General features: G+C 68.8%; 26 protein-coding genes and 1 tRNA gene. 18 read left to right on the top strand and 9 right to left on the bottom strand.

Translation table 11 applies throughout. The features are described from left to right. Positions 1-24 precede the first annotated feature (24 nt). The 3 genes from ABZ796_RS07205 (at position 25) to ABZ796_RS07195 (ending at position 1,605) form a co-directional block, all read left to right on the top strand. Positions 25-570, top strand: a complete 546-nt coding sequence (locus ABZ796_RS07205; protein WP_357335771.1) for a GrpB family protein — start codon at positions 25-27, stop codon at positions 568-570. After that, the gene (gene uppS, locus ABZ796_RS07200; RefSeq protein WP_357335770.1) at positions 570-1,244 is read left to right on the top strand and encodes a polyprenyl diphosphate synthase; all 675 of its coding nucleotides are present in this window, start codon (positions 570-572) and stop codon (positions 1,242-1,244) included. The genes ABZ796_RS07205 and uppS overlap by 1 nt, the downstream gene beginning before the upstream one ends. A gap of 85 nt (positions 1,245-1,329) precedes the next feature. Beyond that, positions 1,330-1,605 (top strand): HAD family hydrolase, encoded by a 276-nt coding sequence (locus ABZ796_RS07195; protein ID WP_357335768.1) that lies wholly within the window; start codon positions 1,330-1,332, stop codon positions 1,603-1,605. A 13-nt stretch (positions 1,606-1,618) separates the two neighbouring features. Here the strand turns inward: ABZ796_RS07195 and ABZ796_RS07190 are convergent, their stop codons facing one another. Next, positions 1,619-1,951: a hypothetical protein gene (locus ABZ796_RS07190; RefSeq protein ID WP_357335766.1), complete on the bottom strand. Its 333-nt coding sequence runs from the start codon at positions 1,949-1,951 to the stop codon at positions 1,619-1,621. Positions 1,952-1,991: 40 nt separating this feature from the next. Further along, complete coding sequence (locus ABZ796_RS07185) at positions 1,992-2,858, bottom strand: hypothetical protein (protein WP_357335765.1); 867 nt, start codon at positions 2,856-2,858, stop codon at positions 1,992-1,994. Between the two features lie 166 nt (positions 2,859-3,024). On the opposite strand from ABZ796_RS07185, the gene ABZ796_RS07180 reads away from it, so the two are divergent. The 5 genes from ABZ796_RS07180 (at position 3,025) to ABZ796_RS07160 (ending at position 8,778) form a co-directional block, all read left to right on the top strand. Further along, entirely contained in the window at positions 3,025-4,425 is a 1,401-nt protein-coding gene (locus ABZ796_RS07180; RefSeq protein ID WP_357335763.1) for a glycine--tRNA ligase, read from the top strand. Between the two features lie 80 nt (positions 4,426-4,505). Next, positions 4,506-5,183 (top strand): hypothetical protein, encoded by a 678-nt coding sequence (locus tag ABZ796_RS07175; RefSeq protein WP_357335761.1) that lies wholly within the window; start codon positions 4,506-4,508, stop codon positions 5,181-5,183. A 51-nt stretch (positions 5,184-5,234) separates the two neighbouring features. Continuing rightward, a complete protein-coding gene (gene dusB / locus ABZ796_RS07170; RefSeq protein WP_357335759.1) occupies positions 5,235-6,371 on the top strand; it encodes a tRNA dihydrouridine synthase DusB in 1,137 nt (378 codons plus the stop codon). A 366-nt stretch (positions 6,372-6,737) separates the two neighbouring features. Next, positions 6,738-7,508 carry a mucin-2 protein gene (locus tag ABZ796_RS07165; RefSeq protein WP_357335758.1) on the top strand — a complete coding sequence of 257 codons (771 nt, stop codon included), beginning with the start codon at positions 6,738-6,740 and terminating at the stop codon, positions 7,506-7,508. Between the two features lie 286 nt (positions 7,509-7,794). Further along, on the top strand, positions 7,795-8,778 hold the full coding sequence (locus tag ABZ796_RS07160) for a mucin-2 protein (RefSeq protein ID WP_357335756.1): 984 nt from the start codon (positions 7,795-7,797) through the stop codon (positions 8,776-8,778). A 143-nt stretch (positions 8,779-8,921) separates the two neighbouring features. On the opposite strand, the gene ABZ796_RS07155 is transcribed toward ABZ796_RS07160, so the two are convergent. Together ABZ796_RS07155 and ABZ796_RS07150 are read right to left on the bottom strand one after the other, a co-directional pair. Next, positions 8,922-9,353 (bottom strand): cupin domain-containing protein, encoded by a 432-nt coding sequence (locus ABZ796_RS07155; protein ID WP_357335754.1) that lies wholly within the window; start codon positions 9,351-9,353, stop codon positions 8,922-8,924. 105 nt (positions 9,354-9,458) lie between these two features. Beyond that, entirely contained in the window at positions 9,459-10,301 is an 843-nt protein-coding gene (locus ABZ796_RS07150; RefSeq protein WP_357335752.1) for an SDR family oxidoreductase, read from the bottom strand. Between the two features lie 80 nt (positions 10,302-10,381). Here ABZ796_RS07150 and ABZ796_RS07145 point away from each other — a divergent pair, with 80 nt between their 5' ends. The 10 genes from ABZ796_RS07145 (at position 10,382) to ABZ796_RS07100 (ending at position 18,600) form a co-directional block, all read left to right on the top strand. Then, entirely contained in the window at positions 10,382-10,843 is a 462-nt protein-coding gene (locus ABZ796_RS07145) for an Rrf2 family transcriptional regulator (protein ID WP_357335750.1), read from the top strand. A 129-nt stretch (positions 10,844-10,972) separates the two neighbouring features. Continuing rightward, complete coding sequence (locus ABZ796_RS07140; protein ID WP_357335749.1) at positions 10,973-12,391, top strand: citrate:proton symporter; 1,419 nt, start codon at positions 10,973-10,975, stop codon at positions 12,389-12,391. Positions 12,392-12,408: 17 nt separating this feature from the next. After that, a complete protein-coding gene (locus ABZ796_RS07135) occupies positions 12,409-13,653 on the top strand; it encodes a deoxyguanosinetriphosphate triphosphohydrolase (RefSeq protein WP_357335747.1) in 1,245 nt (414 codons plus the stop codon). Positions 13,654-13,695: 42 nt separating this feature from the next. Continuing rightward, positions 13,696-14,013: a metalloregulator ArsR/SmtB family transcription factor gene (locus tag ABZ796_RS07130; RefSeq protein ID WP_357335745.1), complete on the top strand. Its 318-nt coding sequence runs from the start codon at positions 13,696-13,698 to the stop codon at positions 14,011-14,013. After that, positions 14,010-14,489, top strand: a complete 480-nt coding sequence (locus ABZ796_RS07125; protein ID WP_357335744.1) for an SRPBCC family protein — start codon at positions 14,010-14,012, stop codon at positions 14,487-14,489. The genes ABZ796_RS07130 and ABZ796_RS07125 overlap by 4 nt, the downstream gene beginning before the upstream one ends. Positions 14,490-14,501: 12 nt before the next feature. Next, positions 14,502-14,672: a hypothetical protein gene (locus tag ABZ796_RS07120; protein ID WP_357335742.1), complete on the top strand. Its 171-nt coding sequence runs from the start codon at positions 14,502-14,504 to the stop codon at positions 14,670-14,672. A 158-nt stretch (positions 14,673-14,830) separates the two neighbouring features. Then, positions 14,831-15,763 carry a 2-hydroxyacid dehydrogenase gene (locus ABZ796_RS07115; protein ID WP_357335741.1) on the top strand — a complete coding sequence of 311 codons (933 nt, stop codon included), beginning with the start codon at positions 14,831-14,833 and terminating at the stop codon, positions 15,761-15,763. Next, positions 15,763-16,566: a carbon-nitrogen hydrolase family protein gene (locus ABZ796_RS07110; RefSeq protein ID WP_357335739.1), complete on the top strand. Its 804-nt coding sequence runs from the start codon at positions 15,763-15,765 to the stop codon at positions 16,564-16,566. Before ABZ796_RS07115 ends, ABZ796_RS07110 begins: the two co-directional genes overlap by 1 nt. Positions 16,567-16,577: 11 nt before the next feature. After that, a complete protein-coding gene (dnaG, locus tag ABZ796_RS07105) occupies positions 16,578-18,461 on the top strand; it encodes a DNA primase (RefSeq protein ID WP_357335738.1) in 1,884 nt (627 codons plus the stop codon). 66 nt (positions 18,462-18,527) lie between these two features. Then, a tRNA-Asn gene (locus tag ABZ796_RS07100) sits at positions 18,528-18,600 on the top strand. An 81-nt stretch (positions 18,601-18,681) separates the two neighbouring features. On the opposite strand, the gene ABZ796_RS07095 is transcribed toward ABZ796_RS07100, so the two are convergent. The 5 genes from ABZ796_RS07095 to ABZ796_RS07075 all read right to left on the bottom strand — a co-directional run bounded on the left by ABZ796_RS07095 (position 18,682) and on the right by ABZ796_RS07075 (position 23,813). After that, positions 18,682-19,296 (bottom strand): site-specific integrase, encoded by a 615-nt coding sequence (locus tag ABZ796_RS07095; RefSeq protein WP_357335808.1) that lies wholly within the window; start codon positions 19,294-19,296, stop codon positions 18,682-18,684. Between the two features lie 498 nt (positions 19,297-19,794). Then, positions 19,795-20,487, bottom strand: a complete 693-nt coding sequence (locus tag ABZ796_RS07090) for a GntR family transcriptional regulator (protein WP_357335736.1) — start codon at positions 20,485-20,487, stop codon at positions 19,795-19,797. 95 nt (positions 20,488-20,582) lie between these two features. Continuing rightward, positions 20,583-21,926: an MFS transporter gene (locus tag ABZ796_RS07085; RefSeq protein ID WP_357335734.1), complete on the bottom strand. Its 1,344-nt coding sequence runs from the start codon at positions 21,924-21,926 to the stop codon at positions 20,583-20,585. A 31-nt stretch (positions 21,927-21,957) separates the two neighbouring features. Continuing rightward, positions 21,958-22,899: a 3-carboxyethylcatechol 2,3-dioxygenase gene (locus tag ABZ796_RS07080; RefSeq protein WP_357335733.1), complete on the bottom strand. Its 942-nt coding sequence runs from the start codon at positions 22,897-22,899 to the stop codon at positions 21,958-21,960. Next, entirely contained in the window at positions 22,896-23,813 is a 918-nt protein-coding gene (locus ABZ796_RS07075; RefSeq protein WP_357335731.1) for an alpha/beta hydrolase, read from the bottom strand. The genes ABZ796_RS07080 and ABZ796_RS07075 overlap by 4 nt, the downstream gene beginning before the upstream one ends. Between the last annotated feature and the right edge of the window lie 9 nt (positions 23,814-23,822).

The following is a 23,822-nucleotide window of genomic DNA, read 5'->3' as shown; positions in this document are numbered from 1 at the left end:
GCGACCTGCGAGACTCTGGTGCCTGTGAGCATCGAGGTAGTGGCGTACGACCCGTCCTGGCCGGACCGGTTCGAGAAGGTCGCCGCGGAGCTGCGCGGCGCGTTGGCCGAGGGCCCGTCGGCGAGTGTCGAGCACGTCGGCTCGACCTCGGTCCCGGGGCTGGCTGCCAAGCCCATCCTCGACATCGACGTGATCGTCGCGCCGAAGGATGTCCCCGCGGCGGTCGCCGCTCTCGAACGCATCGGCTACGTCCATCGCGGCGACCTCGGCGTCGCCGGCCGCGAGGCGTTCTTCGCTCCCGACGAGGATCCGCGCCGCCACGTCTACGTCTGTGCGGCGGGGACGCTCAACGTACGCAACCACCTCGCCGTCCGCGACGTCCTGCGCCGCCGCGACGACCTCCGTGACGAGTACGCCGCGGTGAAGCTGGCGCTGTCCGCCGACCCGAAGATGGGCATCGACACCTACATCGCCCGCAAGTCCGACGTCATCCAGAAGGTCCTCGCCGCCTCCGACCTGACCGACGCCGAGCGCCGCCGGATCCTCTCGCTCAACGATCCGAGCCGCTGATGCTGCCGATCCACGTCGGCGTCGTGATGGACGGCAACCGCCGCTGGGCGAAGAAGGCCGGCTTCGCGAACCCTGGCGCCGGGCACGACGTCGGTGCCGACCACGTCGAGGACCTGCTGGGCTGGTGCACGAGCTGGAGGATCGACCACCTCACCTCCTACGTCCTCTCCGCCGACAACATCCGGAAGCGACCGAAATCGCAGGTCAACCACCTGTTCGGCATCCTTTCCGACAAGCTCCCGCAGACCGTCGTACGCAGCGACCGCTGGGCCCTCCACGTCTCCGGCGACCTCTCCCTGCTGCCTGACGAGGCGGCCGCGGCATTGCGCGCCGCCGAGCGGGAGACCGCCGAGCGCCCGGCCCATCTCACGATGGCGATCGGCTACGACCCGCACGGTGACATCGTCGAAGGCATCCGCCGTGCGATCGCCGCGGGCGTCACGGAGATCGACGAGCAGGCCATCACGGCGGCGCTGCCCGGCGGCCCGGTCAAGGACATCGACCTCGTCATCCGCACCAGCGGCGAGCAGCGCCTCTCCGGCTTCTTCCCCTGGCAGACCTCGAACGCCGAGATCGTCGTCAGCGAGAAGCTCTGGCCCGACTTCACCCAGGACGACTTCGCCGAAGCTCTGGAGCTCTACGCCGCACGCCGATCCGCCGACCTTGCGCCCTGACCACCCGAGTCGAACTCGGCCCCACAACCGCGCATCTGCATGGAAATGGCGTACCGCATCGGCTGGCAAAGCGTCAGAGCCCCACATGTGTGCGGTTCTGGCAAACTCGAACGGCGGCGACGCGCACCTCAAGCTCGACCTGACCGGGCCGGCGAGCAAGCCGGACCCACGTGCCTACCTGCTCACCTGCGAGCGTGCAGGCATCGCACCGACGGAGGTGCTGATGGTCGGCAACAGCCTCGCCCATGACGTACTCGGTCCGCTCGACGCCGGCCTCGACGCCGTCCTCCTGGACCGGCACGACGCCCACCCCGACGCGCACGTGCGCCGGATCGACTCCCTCCACGACCTGAGCTGGTGACGGCTGTGTGCTCTCAGAGGCGAAGGGCGTGGGCCGCCATCCGGTAGGCGACCGCGGCGGCCTCGGGATCGTGCAGGGAATCGTCGGCCAGGGCCACCTCGGCGTGTGCGCGGATGCTCTCGGAGGGGTCGTCGGTGAGCAGGTCGGTGCACAGGCCGGCCACCACGCTGGCCGAGTCGTGGTCGTCGAGCTTGTCGAGGACGTTCCCGAGGTCGAGCAGCATCGCGGCCTCCTCGAAGATCTCGCGCAGGGTCTCCTCGTCGACCTCGACGCCGGGACGTGCCGCCACGACCGCGGCAAGCTCGAGGATCGGGGTGAGTCGGGGGTCGAGGTCTGGCATCGCCACGGTGTCCAGCATGAGCCGCTGGCCTCTGCCGGGCAACAGGTCAGCCGACGTCGTCGAGATCGAGCCCCATGGGGGACTGGTTCGGGATCTCGCCGGAGGCGACAACCGCCTTGGTGAGCGGGCGGAGGAGGGTGATGAGGTCGTCGACCTCGGCGTCGTCGAGGACGGCGTAGGCCGACTGGGCCAGATCGTCGGTGGTCGCCTCGATCCGGGCCTTGGTCTCCCGGCCGGCATCGGTGAGGGCGTGGCCGTCGTCGGTGACCAGCCCGCGCGAGCGCAGTCCGGAGACGAGGGCGTCCCACTCGGTCTCGTGGATGTTGCGGGAGGTGGCGTAGACCGACGGGGAGGTGCCGTTGGCGAGGGCATGGAAGACGTGCGACTCGCGGCCACCGATCCCGGCGGCGAGGAGGGTGGCGACGTGGCCGTCGCCGCGGTGCTCGCGCAGCAGGGTCGCGGCGTCCCACAGGAGGGTCAGCGGGTCCTCGGAGACGGGGAGCGAGCGGAGTGCGGCGTAGAGGGCCCGTCCCTCCGGCGGGGCGCCGAGCGCGGCTCGGGAGGCGAGCGAGGCAGCCCGGCTCAGGTCGTCGGGGTCGGCGAGCGGGCCGAGGTGACGACGGAGCGCGGCGACGGCACCGGTGCGGCGAGCCTCGTGCGCGGCCACGGGTGGGGCGTACGTCCAGGCGTCGGGAAGCGCCCGGGAGACGTGTTCGATGGCGAAGTTGTAGAAGACGGCATGGACCACCTCGGCCGGGACCGCCCCGAGCGGAGCGGACCGAGCAGCGAAGTAGCCCATCCAGTAGCCGCGGTAGCCTGCCTCCTTGAGCAGGGCGATCGGTTCGGGTGAGAAGTAACCCACCGCATGGATCGGCTCGAGCAGCTTCCACAGACGACGCGCGTTCGGCTCCATGCCAAGACGGTATCGGGACCCGCCCGAGCGGCCGAGCGATTTGGTGCAGCGGGCGGCGTACATAACAAGATGACACCGCAGATAGGATTTCCCTGTCTGTGCAGACATCCCCTCAACACCGGGCCCGGCAGCCGGCCGGGCTCACCTCGAGCAGAGAGCATTCATCGTGGCAAAGCCGCCAGCATCCACCCTTGACCTCGTCGTCTCCCTCGCCAAGCGGCGCGGATTCGTCTTCCCCAGCGGCGAGATCTACGGCGGCACCCGGAGTGCCTGGGACTACGGCCCCCTCGGTGTCGAGCTCAAGGAGAACATCAAGCGCCAGTGGTGGAAGGCGATGGTCCAGCAGCGCGACGACGTCGTCGGCCTCGACTCGAGCATCATCCTGCCGCGCCAGACCTGGGTCGCCTCCGGCCACGTCGAGACCTTCAACGACCCGCTGGTCGAGTGCCAGTCGTGCCACAAGCGCTACCGCTTCGACCACCTCCAGGAGGAGTACGCGGAGAAGAAGGGCATCGAGGACCCCGACTCGGTCGACATCAACGAGGTCGTCGCCTGCCCGAACTGCGGCACCCGTGGCGCCTGGACCGAGCCGCGCGAGTTCTCCGGCATGCTCAAGACCCACCTCGGCGTCCTCGAGGACGAGTCGGGCCTCCACTACCTGCGCCCGGAGACCGCGCAGGGCATCTTCGTGAACTTCGCCAACGTGGTCACGAGCACCCGCCAGAAGCCCCCGTTCGGCATCGCCCAGACCGGCAAGAGCTTCCGCAACGAGATCACGCCGGGCAACTTCATCTTCCGCACCCGCGAGTTCGAGCAGATGGAGATGGAGTTCTTCGTCAAGCCGGGTGAGGACGAGGAGTGGCACCAGTACTGGATCGACGAGCGCACCCGGTGGTACACGAACCTCGGCATCAACCCCGACAACCTGCGCCACTACGAGCACGCCCAGGAGAAGCTGAGCCACTACTCCAAGCGCACCGTCGACATCGAGTACCGCTTCAACTTCCCCGGCAGCGAGTGGGGTGAGCTCGAGGGCATCGCCAACCGCACCGACTTCGACCTCGGCACCCACATGAAGCACTCGGGCCAGGACCTGCAGTACTTCGACCAGGCCAACAACGAGCGCTACCTGCCCTACGTCATCGAGCCCGCGGCCGGTCTCACCCGTGCGCTGATGACCTTCCTCGTCGACGGGTACGCCGAGGAGGAGGCCCCCAACGCCAAGGGTGGCGTCGACAAGCGGGTCGTGCTCCGCCTCGACCACCGGATCGCCCCGGTCAAGATCGCCGTGCTCCCGCTCAGCCGCAACGAGGCCCTCTCCCCGAAGGCGAAGGCCCTCTCGGCAGAGCTGCGCGCCAACTGGGCCGTCGACTTCGACGACTCCCAGTCGATCGGCAAGCGCTACCGCCGCCAGGACGAGATCGGTACGCCGTACTGCGTCACCGTCGACTTCGACACCCTCGAGGACAACGCGGTCACCATCCGTGAGCGCGACACCATGAAGCAGGAGCGCATCCCGCTCGAGGGCGTGAGCCGCTACTTCGCCGAGCGTCTGATCGGCGCCTGAACAACACCGTTACCGCGTCGTAAACCTCGCCGGGGGCGTCCTGCCGCACGATCTGGAGAAGCGTGCGGCAGGATGTCCTCATGCAACGAGCGGGGTCTGTACTCGCCGCATCCCTCGCGGGTGCGGTCCTGGCCGTGTCACTGATGGGGTGCAGCGGCACCGCGCCGAGGACGAACGCGCCCAAGCCGTCCGAGAGCGCCTCCGCCTCTCCCTCGCCCTCCGCGTCCGCCTCGCCCTCCGCCGGGGCGCTCACCGAGCCCGGTGCCGACCGTAGGCTCGGCGAGACCGCGACGGTCGAGTGGACGCCCAAGGAGGGTGTCGACGGCAAGCTCTCGATCACCGTCACCAAGCTCGAGTCGACCTCCTACAAGCAGACGTTCTCCGGGTGGAAGCTCGACGAGGCGACGCTGTCGCGCGCCCCGTACTTCGTACGCGCCACCATCAAGAACGACGGCAAGACCGATCTCGGTGGCTACGACGTGCCGCTGTGGGGTCTCGACGGCGAGGGCAACCTGGTCGAGGCGGCCGCGTTCAAGGAGCCGTTCAAGCCCTGCGACGGCAAGACGTTCCCCAAGCCGTTCGCGCCCGGCAAGAGCGTCAACGCCTGCCTGGTCATGCTCGTCCCGGACCAGGGCAAGCTCGTCGGCGTGAGCTTCCGGCCCTACGAGGAGTTCGACCCGATCACCTGGGAGAGCGATCCGACGCCATACGTGGCGCCCAAGGCCTCCGGCTCACCTTCGGCTTCGCCTTCCTCGTGACGCCGACCGCTTGATTTCGTACGTCACGCCGCCGGCCGGACAATGGGAGGCATGTCCCTCCCTGGCCCCCTGAAGCTCGGCAGCCTGACCGTCGACACCCCCGTGGTGCTCGCGCCGATGGCCGGTGTCACCAACGCCGCCTTCCGGCGCCTGTGCGCCGAGCAGGGCGCCGGCCTCTACGTCTGCGAGATGATCACCTCTCGCGGCCTGGTCGAGGGTGACCAGCACACCAAGGACATGCTCGTCTTCGACGAGGCCGAAACCGTACGCAGCGTGCAGCTCTACGGCACCGACCCGGTCTACGTCGGCAAGGCGACCGAGATCCTCTGCGCCGACTACGGGGTGGCGCACGTCGACCTCAACTTCGGCTGCCCGGTGCCCAAGGTGACCCGCAAGGGCGGTGGGGGAGCGCTGCCTTACAAGCGCGGTCTGCTCGGCGAGATCCTCGAGCATGCCGTGCGGGCGGCGGAGCCCTACGACGTACCGGTGACGATGAAGACCCGCAAGGGCATCGACGACGCCCACCTGACCTACATGGACGCCGGCCGGATCGCCCAGGAGAGCGGCGCGGCCGCGATCGCGCTGCACGGGCGCACGGTCGCCCAGGCGTACTCGGGCACCGCCGACTGGGACGCCATCGCGGAGCTCGCCGCCTCGGTCGACATCCCGGTGCTCGGCAACGGCGACATCTGGGAGGCGGCCGACGCGATCCGGATGGTCGAGGAGACCGGTATCGACGGTGTCGTCATCGGCCGCGGCTGCCTCGGTCGCCCCTGGCTCTTCCGCGATCTGGCGGCCGCATTCGCCGGCGAGACGGTCAACGTGCTGCCGAATCTGGGCGAAGTGACCGACATCATGCGACGCCATGCCGAGCTGCTCTGCGAGCACATGGGGGAGGAGCGTGGCTGCAAGGAGATCCGCAAGCACATCGCGTGGTACCTCAAGGGCTTCAGCGCCGGTGGTGAGCTGCGCCGGACACTCGGCCTGGTGAACAGCCTCGCCGACCTCGACGAGATGCTCGCCAAGCTCGACCGGAACGAGCCTTTTCCCTCGTCACAGCTGGGTGCGCCGCGTGGTCGGCAGGGTGCTCCGCGGGACAAGGTGGTCCTTCCGGAGGGGTGGCTCGACGACGCCGACGGGCGCGGTTGCGGGTTCGCCGAGAACGTGTCGGAGACCTCCGGGGGCTGAGGTTCCGGAGCCCGTTCGGAGGGCTCTCGAGGGGTGTTTCGAGCCTTCGGAATCAGTCGCTCGACAGGTACAAAACTACGCAAAAACTCGGTAAGGGAATTGGAATACCCCCTGTCGTGTGTGCTGTACTCATTGCCGTGCCGAGCCCCCACCAGCACAAGACTCGACGGGTTTCATCCGTTGAAATCGTGGGAAACTCGGGCACTGACCATGTAGTCGAGCAAAGGATTGCGTGTGGCCGGCAGCCACAGAGGCGACACTCGGGCCGTCCGTAAGACCAAATCCATAGTTGTCAGCGCAGGGGTCGCGGTTCTCGCGACAGGTGCCGCAGTCGGCGCCGGAGCCGCGTTCGCGGAGCCGAGCTCCGTGATCGCCAAGAACGCAGGCGCTTCCCTCTCCTCGACCAAGGCCGACGTGCCGAGCACCCGTGACGACGCGCGCGTCGCCGGCGACCGTCGCGAGACCGTCGTCAGCCGTGACGGGGGCGACCGTGAGTCGGTCTCCTCCGTCGAGACGCTGACCAAGGGCCCCGAGCAGGTCGAGACCGGCACCGCCAAGGCGGTCAAGCGCTGGACCGAGGAGACGCTCAACCTGTGGTCCGCCTACGGCAAGCACGCCAGCCAGTCCGGTGAGATCGAGGCCGGCGAGCTGGTCTACGCGACCGGGCGCACCGAGTCCGGCCGCGACGAGATCATCGTCGACGGCGAGGTCGCCTGGGTGACCACCGGCAATCTCAGCGACGAGAAGCCCGAGACCACCGGCGTCGCGGCCGGCGTCAGCGCCGCCGCGTGCGGGGACCCCTCGGTCGAGAGCGGCCTGGTCGCCGACGCGGTCACCGTCTACCGCGCGGTCTGCAACGCCTTCCCCGAGGTCGCCTCCATGACCGTCGGTGGCTGGGACGGTCACGGTGAGCACTCCTCCGGCAAGGCGCTCGACTTCATGCTCTCCGACAAGGCGCTCGGCGACTCGATCGCCGCCTACCTGCAGCAGCACGCGGCGGAGCTCAACCTCTACGACATCATCTGGTACCAGCGGATCTGGACGCCGGTGCGTGCCTCGGAGGGCTGGCGCTACATGGAGGACCGCGGGTCCACCACCGCCAACCACTACGACCACGTGCACGTCTCGACCAACTGACGCGACTGCGACGTACGCAGGTCGGCCCGGGCTTCACAGCCCGGGCCGACCTGCGTTTTCGCTCGTTCGGCAGATCAACAACTTCGCAAAGTCTCCGGCCGAGAGTGGGATACCCCCGCAGGTGTGTGCTTGACTCAGGCGCTGTGCCCGGGCTCACGACCCAGCTTCAGCGGAAGTGGCGAAGGGCGTTTCTCGGGCGATACCCCCACATTGTCGAGCGAAGGATTGCACAGTGGCCACCAGCCACAGAGGCGATTATCGAGCTGTCCGTAGAACCAAGAACGCCGTGGCGACCGCAGGGATCGTGACGTTCGCGACCAGCGGTGCGATCGCCGCCGGAGCCGCCGCGGCGAACCCAGGCACCGTCATCTCCGAGGTGGAGGAGAAGTCCGGACTCCGGCTGCCGTCGCCCGCCGATCGACGCATCGAGGCCGAGGCCAAGGTGGCGGCGAAGATCCCGGCGCTGCCGAAGACCCGGGAGGACACCCGGATGTCGAACGACCGGCGTGAGCTCGCCGGCCGGGGGACGACGGTCAGCCGCGGCGGCGAGCGTGGGGGCGAGAAGACGACCAATGCGCTGAGTGATGTCGCGACGATCGAGTCGCTGATCGAGCGGCCGACGTCGGTCAGCGGCGGCGCCCAGAAGGCAGTGCTGCGCTACGTCCAGGACGACGTCACCGTCTACGCCTCCTACGGAAAGCGCGCCAAGGAGCTCGGTGAGCTGAAGCTCGGGCGCGCGGTCTACTACACCGGCCGCGACGAGGGTGGTCGCCAGGAGATCGTCCTGGAGGGCAACCCGGTGTGGATCCCCGAGGGCAACCTCGGTAAGACCAAGCCCGAGCCGCCGCCCGAGCCGACGCCGACCCCGACGCCTTCCCCGTCACCGTCCGAGGACGCCCCCGCGGGGCTGGACTTCTCGGCATGCGGAGACTCCTCGGTGGAGGACGGCCTGGTCGCCGATGCCGTCGACCTCTATCGCGCGGTCTGCAACGCGTTCCCCGCGGTCGCCTCCGGCACCACCTACGGCTACGACCCGCACGGCGAGCACATCGACGGCAAGGCGCTCGACTTCATGACCGACGACAAGGACCTCGGCGACGCCATCGCCGCCTTCGTCCAGGAGCACGCCGCGGCGCTGAACATCTACGACATCATCTGGTACCAGCGCATCTGGACCCCGGTACGCGCCGCCGAGGGCTGGCGCCCGATGGAGGACCGCGGCGACCCCACGGCCAACCACTACGACCACGTGCACGTAGCGGTCAACTGACCCGCCGAGTCGGCTCGTCTTGACCGAGAACAGCGCCGAGTCGGCGCGTCTTGACCGAGAGCGGCGCCGAGTCGGCTCGTCATGACGCGCCGACTCGGCGAGATGTCTTGTCAGGACGAGCCGACTCGGCGGGGGTTGGTGGCTCAGAGGGGGTCGGAGACCTTCAGCGGTGGACCGACGAAGTCGAGCCAGTTGGCCTGTCCCAAGGCACCGAGAGCCTCCGGATCGACGGGGTCGGACAGCACCTCGGCGCCCTGCTCGAAGAAGCGCTCCACCCCCGACGGCGTGGTGATCACCAGCAGCCGCCCGGGCGCCTCACCGATGTTCTGGAAGCAGTGCGGCACACCGCGCGGCCCGAATGCCATGCCGCCGGTCGAGGCCTGAAGCATTGCGTCCCCAGCCTTGAACCGGAACTCTCCCTCGAGGACGTACCAGAGCTCGTCCTCCCGGAGATGGGTGTGGAGCGCAGGGCCCTGCATCGGGCCCATCGCGAACTCGAGCACCGTCATCGAGGCGTTGGTGCTCGCGGTATCGGCCTTGACCGTGACCTGGTCACCCGTGGGTGTCGCCAGCACCCGGCCGGCACAGCAAACGGATGAGTCGTGTCGTCCTCCTCCGGCCATGCTAGACCCGCCGGGCCGCGATGATGCCGGGGTGCGCGGCACCCCGGCATCACGACGTCAGATCAGGGCGCTCAGGGGAGTGGGCGTGCGGCCGCCGACCCGCTCGACGACGTCGGTGACGGTGGCGAGCTTGCCGAGCCGGGTCGCGGTGCCGAACGAGGTGAGCAGAGGGGCGATGAAGTCCGGGAGACCGGCGGCGACCAGGCCGGCGGTGTAGGCCTCGTCGTCGACCTGGACGACCTCGACCGGCTTGCCGGACTTCTCGGTCGCGAGCGCGGCCAGGTCGGTCGCGGTGTAGGCCTGCGGGCCGGTGACGTCGTACGCCTTGCCCTCGTGTCCCTCGCCGGTCAGCACCCCGACAGCGACGGCCGCGCAGTCGGCGCGGGTGACGTAGGCGGCGCCCCCGTCGCCGGTGTTGGTGACCAGCTGCCCGGTCGCGGCGGCCTGGGCGACGGAGTCGACCTGCATGTCGGCATAGAGGTTGTTGCGCAGCATGGTCCAGGCCAGGCCGCTCTCGCGCAGTGCGTCCTCGGTGGCGGCGTGGTCGGCGACGACGCCGGCGGGGTTGTCCGGGGTCGGCTCGGGAACGGAGGTGTACGCCATGTGGCGCACGCCCGCCTTGACGGCGGCGTCGATGGCGGCGCGGTGGCCCTCGACGCGGGCGCCGACGACGTCGGTGGAGATCAGCAGGACGCGCTCGACGCCGGCGAAGGCGTCGACGAGCTCGTCGGGCCTGCCGAAGTCGGCGGCGCGTACGTCGGCACCGCGCTCGGCATAGTCGGCGAGCTTGGCGGGGTCGCGGGTGAGGAGCACGACCTCGGCGGGGTCGACGGTCGCGAGGAGCTGGTCGGCGACGAGGCGGCCGAGCTGGCCGGAGGCGCCGGTGATGGCGATGGTCATGGAGAGATCCTATCTGTAGTCACAGTGATGACGGTTCTTCAAATGTAGTCATAGCGATGGCAATAAGGCAAGATGGGGGTATGGCCAGCCCGACGAACACCCGTTTCGCGGTGGCTGTTCATGTCCTGACCTACCTCGCCTCGTGCGCTGCGGCCGGCCGTACCACGCCGGTCAGCTCCGACGAGCTCGCCGGCAGCACCGCGGTCAACCCGGTCCACGTGCGCAAGGTGCTGGGGCCGCTGCGTACGGCCGGTCTGGTCCGGTCGCGGCCCGGTGCCCACGGGGGATGGGAGCTGGCCGCGGACCCCGCCACCGTGAGCCTCGCCCAGGTGTGGCAGGTGCTGCAGGGTGACGACCAGATCCTCGGCATCCATGGCCCCAACCCCGCCTGCGCGGTGGGCGCCAGCATCCAGGGCGTCCTCGTCGACCTCGACCGCCGGGTGGCCCGGGCCGTCCTCGACGAGCTCGACAGGATCTCGCTCGAGGACGTCATGTCGACGGCCGGTTTCAATGCGGAGGACGACGCGGCTCTGCTGCCCTGAGGGGCCGTTTCGCGCTTGACCGCAACGTCCACAACGTCCGTTATCTCGCGAACGTTGACCTGTGGTGCGGGTCACCCACAGTCTCGGGTGTCACCACGTGACGGTCAGCACACGGCGTAGAGAACCAGGATGGCAATGCTCGTAGCACTCGGCTTCATGATGGTCGCCCTCTTCATGTACCTGATCATGTCCAGACGGGCGACCCCGGTCGTCGGCCTCATCGCGGTGCCGGTGGTGTTCGGCATCGCCGCGGGTGCCGGGCTCGGGATCGGCGACATGATCGTCGACGCCGTGAAGGAGCTCGCGCCCACCGCGGCGATGCTGTTCTTCGCGATCATCTTCTTCGGGATCATGATCGACGTCGGCCTGTTCGACCCGCTGGTGAAGCTGATCCTGCGGATGGTGGGCCGCGACCCGATGCGCCTGGTCGTGGGGACCGCTGTCCTCGCGATGGTCGTCTCGCTCGACGGCGACGGATCGACCACGTTCATCATCGTCACCTCCGCGCTGCTCCCGCTCTACCTGAAGCTCGGGGTCAGTCCGGTCGTGCTCACCGTCGTGGCCGGCCTCGCCAACGGCGCGATGAACATCCTCCCGTGGGGCGGCCCGACCGCCCGCGCTGCCGCCTCGCTCGGGGTCTCGCCCTCGGAGGTGTTCGTGCCGATGATCCCGTCGATGATCGCGGGCCTCCTCGTCGTGCTGGCCTTCGCGGCCCACCTGGGCTACCTGGAGCGCCGCCGGATCGGCTCGCTGGAGCTGACCGAGCTGGCCGTGCCCGCCGAGAAGCGCGTACTGGTCGGCGCGGGTGCCCCGGCGACGGTCTCCGGAGGAGCTGGCGGCGGAGCCGGCGGTGCGGCCCGCAGTGACGGCGGGGACGACGAGGACGGCTCCGACTGGTTCGCGGAGGGGCTCGACCCGAAGCGCTCGACGCTGCGACCGGGGCTGTTCCGGTTCAACGCGCTCCTGACCGCCACGCTGCTGGTCGTCCTCGTGCTCGACGTCCTGCCGATCCTGGTGCTCTTCATGGTGGCCGCCGCTATCGCGCTGGTCGTGAACTTCCCGCAGGTCAAGGAGCAGCAGGAGGCGATCACCCGGCATGCCTCGAGCATCGTCTCCGTGGTGGCGATGGTGTTCGCGGCGGCCGTGCTGACCGGCGTCTTCCAGGGCACCGGCATGGTCGAGGCGATGGCGCGCTGGCTGATCGACATCATCCCGCCGGCCCTCGGCCCCCACCTGGCGGTGATCGCCGGCGTGCTCAGCCTTCCGTTCACGTTCTTCATGAGCAACGACGCCTTCTACTTCGGCGTCCTCCCGGTGCTCTCCGAGGCGGCATCGAGCTATGGCATCGCCCCGGAGGAGATGGCGCGCGCCTCGATCACCGGTCAGACCTTCCACATGCAGAGCCCGCTGGTGCCCGCCATCCTGCTGCTGGTGACCTTGGCGCGGGTGCCCCTGGCCGATCACCACAAGAAGGTGCTGTGGCGTGCGGCCGCGGTGTCGCTCACGATGCTGGCCATCGGGGTGCTGACGACGGCGATCCCGCTGTAGCCCGCTAGCCTCGGGGCGTGGAGCTATACGGGGCCGCCGACCGCGAGCGGATCGTCGCCGAGCCGCCCAAGCGGGTGGCCGCGCCGGAGCGTACGCAGTTCGAGCGCGACCGCGCCCGCGTGGTGCATGCCGCCTCGACCCGGCGGCTGGCGGCGAAGACCCAGGTCGTGGGGCCCCAGGCCGACGATTTCGTACGCAACCGGCTGACTCACTCGCTCGAGGTCGCTCAGGTCGCGCGCGACCTGTCGCGTGCCCTGAACGGGCCGGACTCGCCGCAGCCCGACATCGCCGAGACCGCGGCTCTCGCGCACGACCTCGGGCATCCGCCGTTCGGTCACAACGGGGAGAACGTGCTCGCCGAGCAGGCGAAGGGGATCGGTGGGTTCGAGGGCAACGCGCAGACGCTGCGGATCCTGACCCGGCTGGAGGCGAAGACCTTCGACGCCGACGGGCGCTCGGTCGGGCTCAACCTGACCCGCGCGACGCTGGACGCGTGCACGAAGTATCCGTGGGGCTTCGGCGAGCGGAAGGGCTCGAAGTTCGGGGTCTACGAGGACGACCTGCCCGTCTTCACCTGGCTGCGTGCCGCGGACGCAGGGCAGCGGCAGTGCGTCGAGGCGCAGATCATGGACCTCTCCGACGACGTCGCCTACTCCGTCCATGACGTCGAGGACGGCATCGTCGCCGGCAAGATCGACCTCGCCCGCCTCGACCTCGACGGCGTCGCCGCGACCGTGGCCGACTGGTACGTCCCGGGCTTCGACCGCGCCCTGGCGGTCTCGACCATCGCCGACCTGGGCGCCGCCGGCTGCTGGATCGCCGACGGCGCTGCGTACGACGCCTCTCGTCGTTCCCGGGCCATGCTCAAGAACCTGACCTCTGACGTCATCGGCCGGTTCTGCGGGGCCGTGCGGGAGGCGACGTACGCCGCCGGCGGCGGTCCCTACGTCCGCTACGGCGCCGACCTGGTGGTGCCGGAGCAGACCCGCCTGGAGATCGCGCTGCTGAAGGGGATCGCGGCGCACTACGTGATGCGCACCGACGAGCGGGCCGCGAACCTGGACCGCCAGCGCAACCTGCTCGGCGAGCTCCTCGAGCACCTCGTCTCCACCGGGCCGGACGATCTCGACCGGCAGTTCGCCGACGACTGGCAGGCCGCGGCCGACGACGCCGCCCGGCTCCGCGTCGTGATCGACCAGGTCGCCTCGCTCACCGACATCACCGCGCTGGCGTGGCACGAACGGCTCTGCCGTCGTTCCTGAGGCCCGTTGCGGGCACGACGTTTAAGCGTTACCTTAAATGTCGTGACCGATGCCTGGTACTCCGTCTCCGACTCCACCCGCCGCCAGATCCTGGCTCGGGTGGCCGCAGGGCCGTGCTCGGTGGGGGAGATCACCGACGCCCTCCCGGTGAGCATGGCCGCGGTGTCCCAGCACCTCAAGATCCTGCGCGAGGCCGGGCTGGTGTCGATGACGCCGGCCGGCCGTCGCCGGATCTATCAGGCCCGGGTCGAGGGCCTGGCCGAGCTGCGCGCCGAGCTGGACACCTACTGGACCCAGGCGTTGCATTCGTTCAAGCAGGTGGCCGAGGCCAGCTACCTGGCCGAGAAGGAGCAGCCATGAGCAGCACCCGCGAACCCACGTCCGTGGACCTGGAGATCACCGTCGACGTCCCGGTCGAGCACGCCTTCAAGGTCTTCACCGAGGACTTCGACCGGATCAAGCCGCGCGAGCACAACCTGCTCCCCGTCGAGATCGCCGAGACGGTGCTGGAGCCGCACGTCGGCGGTCGGGTCTACGACCGTGGCATCGACGGCAGCACCTGTCAGTGGGCGCGCGTCCTCGCCGTCGAACCGCCCCACCGGCTGGTGATCTCCTGGGACATCACCCCCGCCTTCCAGGTCGAGCCCGACCCGGCCCGGTGCAGCGAGGTCGAGTTCACCTTCACCTCGGTGGGGCCCGAGCAGACCCACGTACGCCTCGAGCACCGGCACCTCGACCGGCACGGCGCCGGGTGGCAGGGCTGGCGTGACCGGGCCGCGGGCACGGATGCCTGGGGGATCTACCTGGAGCGGTTCCGAGTCCTGGCGCAGTCGTGAACCGGGGGGACGGTGCGGGACGTCGTCGCGCACGTGATCAGCTATGAGGAGCTCGGGCTCGGCGAGTTCGCCGGAGGATTCCTGCGCGCCGGGTTCCGGTTCGGCCGGATGAACGCCCGCCGGCTCGAGGAGTTCGGCGCCCGGTCTCCGCGGGAGCGGCGAGGCGGTCACCGGACCGGGTGAGGCGCTGCTGATGGCGGTCTGCGGCCGCGCGGTGGCACTGTCCGAGCTCTCCGGCCCGGGGTTGGGGAGGCTGGCGAGCCGGGTGCGCGCAGACCGAGGCACCCGCCGACGTACGCCGCTGCCTGTGCGGTCTCGCCGGTCTGAGTAGTCTCACCCGGGTGAGCGATCCACTCGTCTGGCTGCCCTTCGACCCGTCCGAGCTGGGCAAGGTGCCCGCGGGCCTCCGCTTCGAGCTCTTCGACCACACCCGCTTCGCAGGCGGCGAGGTGGAGGTGCCGGACTCGGTGGGCGAGGTGGCCTTCTACCTGCCGCCCTACATGCTCGGCTCGCGCATCTTCGACGTCGTCAGCCAGATGACCTCGCTCCAGGTGGTGCAGCTGCTCACCGCCGGGGTCGACGCCGCCCGCGGCCACATCCCCGAGGGGGTGACGCTCTGCAACGGCCGCGGCATCCACGACACCTCGACCGCCGAGCTCGCCGTCACGCTGGTGCTCTCGTCGCTGCGGGGGATCCCCGGCCACGTACGTCATCAGGACGAGCACGCCTGGCGGCCGGGTTGGTTCCCGTCGCTGGCCGACAAGCGGGTCCTGATCATCGGGTACGGAGCGATCGGGCGGGCCATCGAGGCGCGGCTGGTTCCGTTCGAGACCGAGGTGGTCGGGGTCGCGCGGACCGCGCGCGAGGGCGTGCACGGTTTCGACGAGCTCGACACGCTCGTCCCCGAGGCCGATGTGATCGTGCTGGTCACGCCGCTGACCGACGAGACCCGCGGCCTGGTCGACAGCGAGTTCCTGGCACGGATGAAGGACGGCGCGCTGCTGGTGAACGTCGCCCGTGGTGGTGTGGTCGTGACCGACGACCTGGTCGCCGAGCTCGCTACCGAGCGGATCCACGCGGCGATCGACGTCGCCGAGACCGAGCCGCTCCCCGCCGAGAGCCCGCTGTGGGGCTCGCCCAACCTGCTCATCACCCCGCACGTCGGCGGTGCGTCGAGCGCGATGTGGCCCCGCGCCTACCGGGTCGTACGCGAGCAGCTCGAGCGGTTCGCCGCCGGCGAGCCGCTGGCCAACGTGATGTCGGGCAGCTACTGATGCTGAGGGTGGCGGTCGTCCAGGAGACGGCGGTGCCGGGCGAGGTGGCGGCCAACGTCGCGACGGCAGCGGACCGGGTCCGCGAGGCGGCGGCGAGGGGCGCGCGTCTGGTCGCGCTGCCGGAGACGTTCACGACCTCGTGGGACCTCGACACCTTCGATGGCCCGCTGCCCTCGCTCGACGACACCGACTGGCTCGCCCCCGCACAGGCCGCGGTCGACGAGACGGGCGCGGTGCTCGTGCTCAACTCGCCCCTCGACCTGGCCGGGCGACGGGCGATCACCAGCCTGGTGATCGCGCCGGGGGAGGAGCCGGTCGCGGCGTACGACAAACAGCACCTCTACCCGCCGGAGGTGGAGCGTTTCGAGCCCGGCGAGCACGGCACGACGATCGAGATCGACGGCCTCCGGGTGGCGCTGTCGGTCTGCTACGACGCCAACTTCCCCGAGCACGCCGCCGCGGCGGCCGCCGACGGCGCGATCCTCTACCTCAACACCGGTGCGTACTTCCCCGGCGGCGGCCACCGGCGCGACCTGCACTACGCGGCCCGGGCGCTGGACAACTCGATGTACGTCGCCTTCGCCGGTCTCGTCGGCGGCCCGCTGGGCTTCATCGGCGGCTCGGCGGTCTACGACCCGCTCGGCCGTCCGGTCGAGCGGCTCGACGACGCCATTCCGGGCATGGTCGTCGCCACGATCGACCCGGCCGAGGTCGCACGCGTTCGGGACGAGCAGCGGATGTGGGCCGACCGCCGAGCGGACCTCGGCCCACGGCGTACGCTCCCCATCGCTGCCGCCCCGTAGGATTCACTCTCGTGGCGGGCCGCATCAAGGAGACGAGCATCCAAGAGGTGCGCGAGAAGGCGCGTCTGGACGACATCGTCTCCCAGTACGTCACTCTGCGCCGCGCAGGCCCCGGGACGTACAAGGGCCTGTGCCCGTTCCACGACGAGAAGTCGCCCTCCTTCAACGTGAACCCGTCGCGGGGCTTCTTCAAGTGCTTCGGCTGCCAAGAGGGCGGCGATGTCATCGACTTCGTCATGAAGCTCGAGGGACTGAGCTTCTTCGAGGCGGTCGAGCGGCTCGGCGACAAGGTCGGCGTGCAGGTCCAGCGCGAGGAGGGCGACGAGGCGCCGGTACGGCGCGGCCCCGGGCGCGGCAAGCTGGTCGAGGCCCACAAGGTCGCCGCCGAGTTCTACGCCGAGCAGCTGCTGACCCCCGACGCCGTGGTCGCGCGCCAGTTCCTCGACGAGAAGGGCTTCGATCGCGACGCGGCGCTGCACTTCGGGGTCGGGTACTCGCCGCGCGGGGGAGACGACCTCTACCGCCACCTGCGCGCGCGTGGGTTCTCGGACGAGGAGGTCGTCACCGCCGGCCTGGTGGCGCACGGACGATCGCACTACGACCGGTTCCGCGGGCGGCTGATGTGGCCGATCCGGGAGTCGGGCGGCGACGTCATCGGCTTCGGTGCGCGCCGGCTCTTCGACGACGACCGCATCGAGGCGAAGTACCTCAACACTTCCGAGACCCCGATCTACAAGAAGTCGCACGTCCTCTACGGCATCGACCTGGCCCGCAAGGAGATGGCCCGCACCCGCGAAGCGGTGATCGTGGAGGGCTACACCGACGTGATGGCCTGCCACCTCGCCGGGATCACCACCGCCGTGGCCACCTGCGGAACCGCGTTCGGTGACGACCACGCGAAGGTGCTGCGCCGGTTCATCTCCGACGACCAGCAGCTGCGCGGCGCGGTCGTGTTCACCTTCGACGGCGATGCCGCCGGCCAGGCCGCCGCGCTGAAGGCGTTCAAGGGCGACGGCAACTTCACCTCGCAGACCTATGTCGCCGTCGAGCCCGACGGTCTCGACCCCAACGACCTGCGCATCAAGAAGGGCGACGAGGCGGTCCGCGAGCTGCTCGCGAACCGCGTCCCGCTCTACGAGTTCGTGCTGCGCAACGTCGCCTCGAAGTACGACCTGGACCGTGCCGACGGTCGGATCGACGCCCTGCGGGAGGCGGCCCCGCTGGTCGCCTCCGTGCGCGACGAGTCCAAGAAGATGGGCTTCACCCGGGACCTGGCGCGGTTCCTCGGTGTCGATCCCGACGAGGCCGCCCGGGAGGTACGCCGCGCCGCCGGTCGCCCCGCGCCGTCGGCCGTTCCGCCCCGGCGTGAGGCCGTCGCCTCTCCCGAGGCCCCCGCCGCGCCGCAGCGGCCGCCCATGCCGCACCCGCGCGAGCCGCGCTTCACCGTCGAGCGCGAGACCCTCAAGCTCTTCGTGCAGCACCCGGTCGCCCTGGGCCGCACCACCGGCGAGATCACCCCCGAGGCCTTCACCCACCCCCTCTACCGGGCGCTGTGGGAGATCATCGCCGGCCTCGGTGGCCCCGGCGCCGGCACCGGCGACGCCAACTGGGCCCAGAAGCTCGGCGCGGCCGCCTCCGATCCGCTCGTCAGCCGCATCCTCGCCGAGCTCGCCGTAGAGCCGATTCCCTCCGCGAAGGAGCCGGACTCGGCGTACGTCCTGCAATATGTCGTACGCCTCCTCGAGCTCCTCGACCAGCGCCGCATCGCCGACGTGAAGAGCCGTCTGCAGCGCTCCGACGCGACCGCCGACCCCGAGGGCTACAACCGTCTTTTCGCCCAGCTCGCGGCCCTCGAACAGCACCGCCGCGGCCTGCGCAACCTGGTCGCCGAATGACGGCCTGCCGATTTCCGATCGCCGCTTCCGGGTTGCTAAGGTTTCACCCGCGCCGCAAGGTGCAATTCCCCTGTAGCTCAATTGGCAGAGCATTCGGCTGTTAACCGGAGGGTTGTTGGTTCGAGTCCAACCGGGGGAGCAAGAAAAGGGCCGCTGACCAGGCAAAACGCCAAGGTCAGCGGCTCTCGTCATTTCGATCCAAGGCCGTTTCTCCCGGAATTCACCCGGTTTTGGGGCTCGGAGTGGACTCCTTGAAGAACTTCTCAAGGGTCTCGGCGACCTTCGGTGCTTCCGTATTGAGTCCGACGTAGAACGTCTCCGTCGTGGTCTGACTTGCGTGGCCGAGCTGCTCCTGAGCCGTGCGGAGGTCGTACTGCTCGGTGAGCAGCTTCGCCACGGCTTTGCGGAACGTCTTGAAGGTGACCCAGGCGTACTTGGTCCCTGCCACAGCGGAGACCCAGCGGCGCCGCATGTTGGAGTACGGGATCCAGGAGCCGACGCGTGAGGGGAAGACCGCGTCGATGGGGTTCGGTCCGGTCTGGATGACCTGCCGTTCCAGGAGCATGGCGACGAGCGACCCGGGGATCTCGACTGGACGTTCCGACGACTCGGACTTCGGGTACTCCTGTCGGTAGACCCCGAGGCCCTTCTCCTGCTTGATGGTGCCCGTGACTTCGAGGTACGGGCGCGGTGCTAACAGGTTCACGTCCGTCCACCGAAGTGCGAGAAGCTCGCCAGGGCGAAGGCCGGTGACCACTAGCAGCATGACGAACAGGAATAGGTCGTCCGTGGCCTTTGGGCCGGGGCGGTCCTTCGTCTGCCATGCTGTGATGATCGCGCGGATCTCGGCAACCTGAGCCGCAGTCTCGATGCCCTTGACCTTCCGGCCGCCTGACCTCTTGGTGTTGACCTTGGCTACCGCGTCGACTGGATTCGTTGCCAGCGCGTCGTGACGGATCGCTACGTCGAATAGCTGGTTCAGGTGCTTCCTAAGGGCTTGATGTAAAGCCGTGCCGACGACTCGTAGTGAAGCGCCCCGGGTTCCCTGCCGCTTCTGTACGGGTTGCGGCTCTCGGTTGAGGGCTCATTATGGTGTGAGGCGGGATCCCTTCTTCTAGCCGTTGGCTGGATCTCGTCGACGACGACGACCGCGGCCGCGAGTCGGTGCCCGAGGCCACGGGGCCAACGGCACACCTCGTGTCATCTCCCCCAGGAGTTACCCAGCGTGCCCCGTTAGCGCCGACCACGGTAACCACCCACGCGCCGCCGATGCACGCGACTACGTACACCCGCCGCGATATTTTGACGATCACTGAGGCGGATATCGACACGGTCAGGCGGTGTCGTCAAGGGTGGCTTCGAAAAGCGCGACGGTGCTGACGATGTGGGACTCCATCGCGACTCGTGCGATGTCAGCATTGCCCGACCGGATCGCGGTGCGGATCACGTCATGGTCGTGGTTTCGGTCGTGGAGCGAGGCCGACAACGGCCGTGCGCCGCCGATGGTGTTGATGAAGAAGTCCGATAGATCCCACATTCGCTCGCTGAGGTCGGCCATCACACGTGAATGGGCCATCCGATGGATGACCAAGTGGAACTCTCGGTTCTGGAACCGGTATCCGTGAGAGCGATCGTGAGGGTTGGCGAGTTGCTCGAGATCCTCCATGCGTTGCCAGGCTGCGTCCATCTCGGCGAGCTGTGCATCTGATCGCCGAGAAGCTGCGGCAGCCGCGATCTCGCCTTCGAAGCGACCGAACAGATTGAAGAAATCCCTGACCTCCTGCACCGAGTAGTTCGCGACGCGGCATCCACTCTGAGGGACGATCTCAACGATGCCCGTGGCTTCCAGCCTGCGCATCGCGTCCATGACAGGCTGCTTGCTCACACCGAACTCGGCCCTGACCTCCTCGATGGAGATGCGGGATCCCACCTGGTAGTGACCAGAGAGAAGGCGCTCGCGCAGCTCGTCTAGGACGACCTTGCCCAATCGCTGTCCAGAGCGGGTGTTGAAGGCGGGTTCGGGCACGTTGGACTCCTCGGAGCGAGATGAGGATCTGAGTCTAGATGCGGCTCCTGCTCCGCTCTGTTCGCTGCCACCCTTCGTGGGGGCGGGGTTGGTGGTCATGCGGCGCTCGGGGCAGGGCCCGGTGATGACGCCGCGGAGATCCGAGTCACGGTGCCGTGTGGGTCGGGCCGGCCCACACGCCCAGGGAGCAGGAGAACCGACACGACGGAGATGCCGGCAACGATCAGGAGATAGATGACAACCGGTCCGCTGGTGCCGTTGGCCGCGTAGAGCGCGGTGGCGATCGTCGGTGCGAACGCGGCACCGCAGATCTGGGAGATGGTGTAGCCAACCGATGCGCCGCTGTAGCGGACTTCGGGGACGAAAACCATGCTGAACAGGGAGCCGGTGACGCCACCGGCAGGTGCCATGGCGATACCGAACACCATCACTATCGCGGCACCGAAGGCGACCGGGGAGCCGGTGTTGATGAGCGCGAAGGCCGGCGCGATCGAGACCAGCATCAGGGCGGCTCCGAGCAGATAGATGGTCTTGCGGCCCCAGCGATCAGCGAGAGCGCCGAACGCGGCGTAGAGAACGACGGCGACAACTGCGGCGATGAAGACGCCGATGAGCACCGAAGGGCGGGCGACGCCGACTTCCTGGGTGGCGTAGGAGACGAGGTAGGACATGCAGATGTAGGCGAACACGCCTTGGGAGAGGTAGGTGCCTGCGACGAGCAGGATCTCTCGGGGGTGGCGTCGCCAGGCTTCGGCAACGGGGAGTTTGATGCTCTCGGCGCGCTCGCGGACTGCTTCGAACTCGGGGCTCTCGGCGATGGTGAGGCCGATGATGACGAGGAGTGCGCTGAACAGGAATGGCAGGCGCCAGCCCCAGTTCTCGAAGTGGGCGGGGCTGAGCTTGGTGGCGAGGAAGAACGCGATGGTGGCAAGGCCGACACCGGCGGGTGCACCCATCTGGGGGAAGGCGCCGTAGAAGCCGCGCTTGCCCTGAGGTGCGTGCTCGACGGCCATCAGGGTGGCGCCGCCCCACTCACCGCCTACGGCGAAGCCCTGGACCAGACGGAGCAGGGTGAGCAGGATCGGCGCTGCCAAGCCGATCTGGGCGTGGGTTGGCATCAGACCCATAAGGGTGGTTGCCAGGCCCATGGTGACCAGGGAGATGACCAGCATCTTCTTGCGGCCGACCTTGTCGCCGAAATGGCCGAATACGACGCCGCCGACGGGGCGGGCGAGGAACCCGACGCCGAAGGTCGCGAAGGACAGCAGGGTGCCGACCAGTGGGCTTGAGTCGGGGAAGAACAGCGCTGGGAAGACCAGTGCTGCGGCGGTGCCGTAGATGAAGAAGTCGTAGTACTCCACGGTGGTGCCGATGAAGCTGGCCGAAGCGACCTTGAGTGGAGACGTGGCGGTGGGGGTGGCCCGGTTGGAGGTAGTCATCAGGATCTCCGAAAAGTGGTGGCTCGGACTGTCAGTCGAGGGTGACGGTGGTGAGGGCGAAGCCGGCGATGAGTTCGCGGATGGGGCGGTAGTAGCTGAACTGGACCGAGTACTTTCCGGCGGCGCCGAGGGCGGCGTAGCCAGCGATCCACGCGCGGACCTCGTGGGAGGAGTTGCCAGCGATGCGGGTCATCTCGTCAGGGGTCCAAGCGTCGAGCGGGGTGAGGTCGTCGGAGGCGAGGATGCGCAGGAGTTCTTGGTCCCACTCGGGCGCGAGGTCTTGGATGGTGGAGGCGCCGGCCGCGAAGTCGCGGGCGGCATCGATGACGCGTTGTTGGCGTGATGCGCGGGCCTCGGGGGAGAGCGGCCCGGTTTGGCCGAGCAGCATGCGGCGCTGGTCGGTGGTGGCGGTCGGCAGCCGCGGGACCGGCGGGTCGTGGGACAAACCTCCGGAGGAGATGAGCAGTACCTTCTGGTCGAGGGTGGCTAGGTGGCGCCCGATGGCTTCGCCGAGCAGTCGAACTCGGTTGAGCGGTGTGAACGGAGGGGCGACGGAGTTGATGAAGATGGGGATGAAGGGCTTGGCGGTGATGTCGCCGTAGACGATTTCCATGGGCTGCACGGCTCCGTGGTCGACTACCATGTCCAGGGACACGGCAAGGTCGATGCCGTCGGCGATGACCGCCTCGGCAAGGTCGCGGGCAAGGGCCTCTGGGACGTCGAGGGGACCGGCTTGGGAGCCGTAGTCACCGACGCTGGTGGCGGCGTAGCCGATGCAGAAGGCCGGCATCAGGCGGTAGAAGAACCCGTTGTAGTGGTCGGGGCCGAGGTTGACCACGATGTCGGGGTCGAAGTCGTGGACGAACTGCTTGGCTTCCGCGAACGCGTTCTCGAGCTCGCCAGAGACGTCCTTGGGGAGGTTTGCGTACTCCAGGAGTGGGCTGTGGCTGGTGGCCAGAAGTGCCAGAGTCATGACGTTGCCTCCTGGTTGCGTCCGAGGAGGAAGTCGAGGTGGATCCGGTTGAAGGTTGTGGTGTCCTCGTACTGGGGCCAGTGGCCGCAGTTCTCGATGACCTCGAGCCGTCCGCTGGGGATAAGCGAGGCGATGCGGCGGCCTTCGTCGACGGGGCCGGAGGGGTCCTTGGTGGTCCAGATGACCAGGGCATCGGCCTGGATGGCACGTAGGTCGTCGTCAGTGATCATGTTGCGCTTTCGGGTCTCGAGGTCCTGCAGCGCCATGTTGGCCTCGCACGCCTTGAGCCAGTCAGGCTGCTGGAAGATGGCCTGGCGGGTGCGGATGAGGTCGTCGGTGACCATGGTGGGGTCGGCCATCAGCCATTCCAAGCGTGCCTTGACCCGTTCCCAGGACGGGTCCTTGGCGGCCTCCATCGACAGGGTGTAGAGCCGTTCCATCACCTTGGGGTTTGCCATGGTGCCACCCATGGTGTTGAGCACGATCTTCTCGACGCGCTCGTGGTGGAGTTGCGCGAACCGTGCAGTGACCCAGCCGCCGAGAGACTCGCCACTGAAATAGGCCTTCTTGCCGCCGAGGGCGTCGAGGACATGGTTGATCTGGTCGATGTAGTGCGGGATCTCGAGCGGGTGGTCGGGCTTGGTGGAGTACCCGTGGCCGATGAAGTCGATGGCGTACACGTTGAAGTGCTCGGCGTGTGCGGCGAGGTTGCGGACGTAGGCCTCGGCGTGCCCGGTGATGCCGTGCAGCAGCAGGAGCAAGGGCTTCGAGGCGTCACCGGCGTGCAGGTAGCGAGTGCGGTAGGGCCCGGCCTGCAGATAGCCCTGGGCAAACTCGACCTGGGCTAGGTCGCTCCACACGCTGGTGTACGGACGGTCGGGCTCGGTCGCGGAGGCGGTCGTGGGGACGGTCATGGAATGCTC

Origin of the sequence: Nocardioides sp. NPDC047086 (assembly GCF_040643685.1) — a bacterium.
Lineage (GTDB): Bacteria > Actinomycetota > Actinomycetes > Propionibacteriales > Nocardioidaceae > Nocardioides.
This window is presented reverse-complemented; position numbering and strand designations above follow the sequence as displayed.

Bases quoted from the DNA above. Each gene is read 5' to 3' on its own strand.
- uppS (WP_357335770.1), top strand. From the start codon at position 570: ATGCTGCCGATCCACGTCGGCGTCGTGATGGACGGCAACCGCCGCTGG.
- ABZ796_RS07195 (WP_357335768.1), top strand. From the start codon at position 1,330: ATGTGTGCGGTTCTGGCAAACTCGAACGGCGGCGACGCGCACCTCAAG.
- ABZ796_RS07185 (WP_357335765.1), bottom strand. From the start codon at position 2,858: ATGGAGCCGAACGCGCGTCGTCTGTGGAAGCTGCTCGAGCCGATCCAT.
- ABZ796_RS07175 (WP_357335761.1), top strand. From the start codon at position 4,506: ATGCAACGAGCGGGGTCTGTACTCGCCGCATCCCTCGCGGGTGCGGTC.
- dusB (WP_357335759.1), top strand. From the start codon at position 5,235: ATGTCCCTCCCTGGCCCCCTGAAGCTCGGCAGCCTGACCGTCGACACC.
- ABZ796_RS07150 (WP_357335752.1), bottom strand. From the start codon at position 10,301: ATGACCATCGCCATCACCGGCGCCTCCGGCCAGCTCGGCCGCCTCGTC.
- ABZ796_RS07145 (WP_357335750.1), top strand. From the start codon at position 10,382: ATGGCCAGCCCGACGAACACCCGTTTCGCGGTGGCTGTTCATGTCCTG.
- ABZ796_RS07140 (WP_357335749.1), top strand. From the start codon at position 10,973: ATGGCAATGCTCGTAGCACTCGGCTTCATGATGGTCGCCCTCTTCATG.
- ABZ796_RS07125 (WP_357335744.1), top strand. From the start codon at position 14,010: ATGAGCAGCACCCGCGAACCCACGTCCGTGGACCTGGAGATCACCGTC.
- ABZ796_RS07110 (WP_357335739.1), top strand. From the start codon at position 15,763: ATGCTGAGGGTGGCGGTCGTCCAGGAGACGGCGGTGCCGGGCGAGGTG.
- ABZ796_RS07085 (WP_357335734.1), bottom strand. From the start codon at position 21,926: ATGACTACCTCCAACCGGGCCACCCCCACCGCCACGTCTCCACTCAAG.
- ABZ796_RS07080 (WP_357335733.1), bottom strand. From the start codon at position 22,899: ATGACTCTGGCACTTCTGGCCACCAGCCACAGCCCACTCCTGGAGTAC.
- ABZ796_RS07075 (WP_357335731.1), bottom strand. From the start codon at position 23,813: ATGACCGTCCCCACGACCGCCTCCGCGACCGAGCCCGACCGTCCGTAC.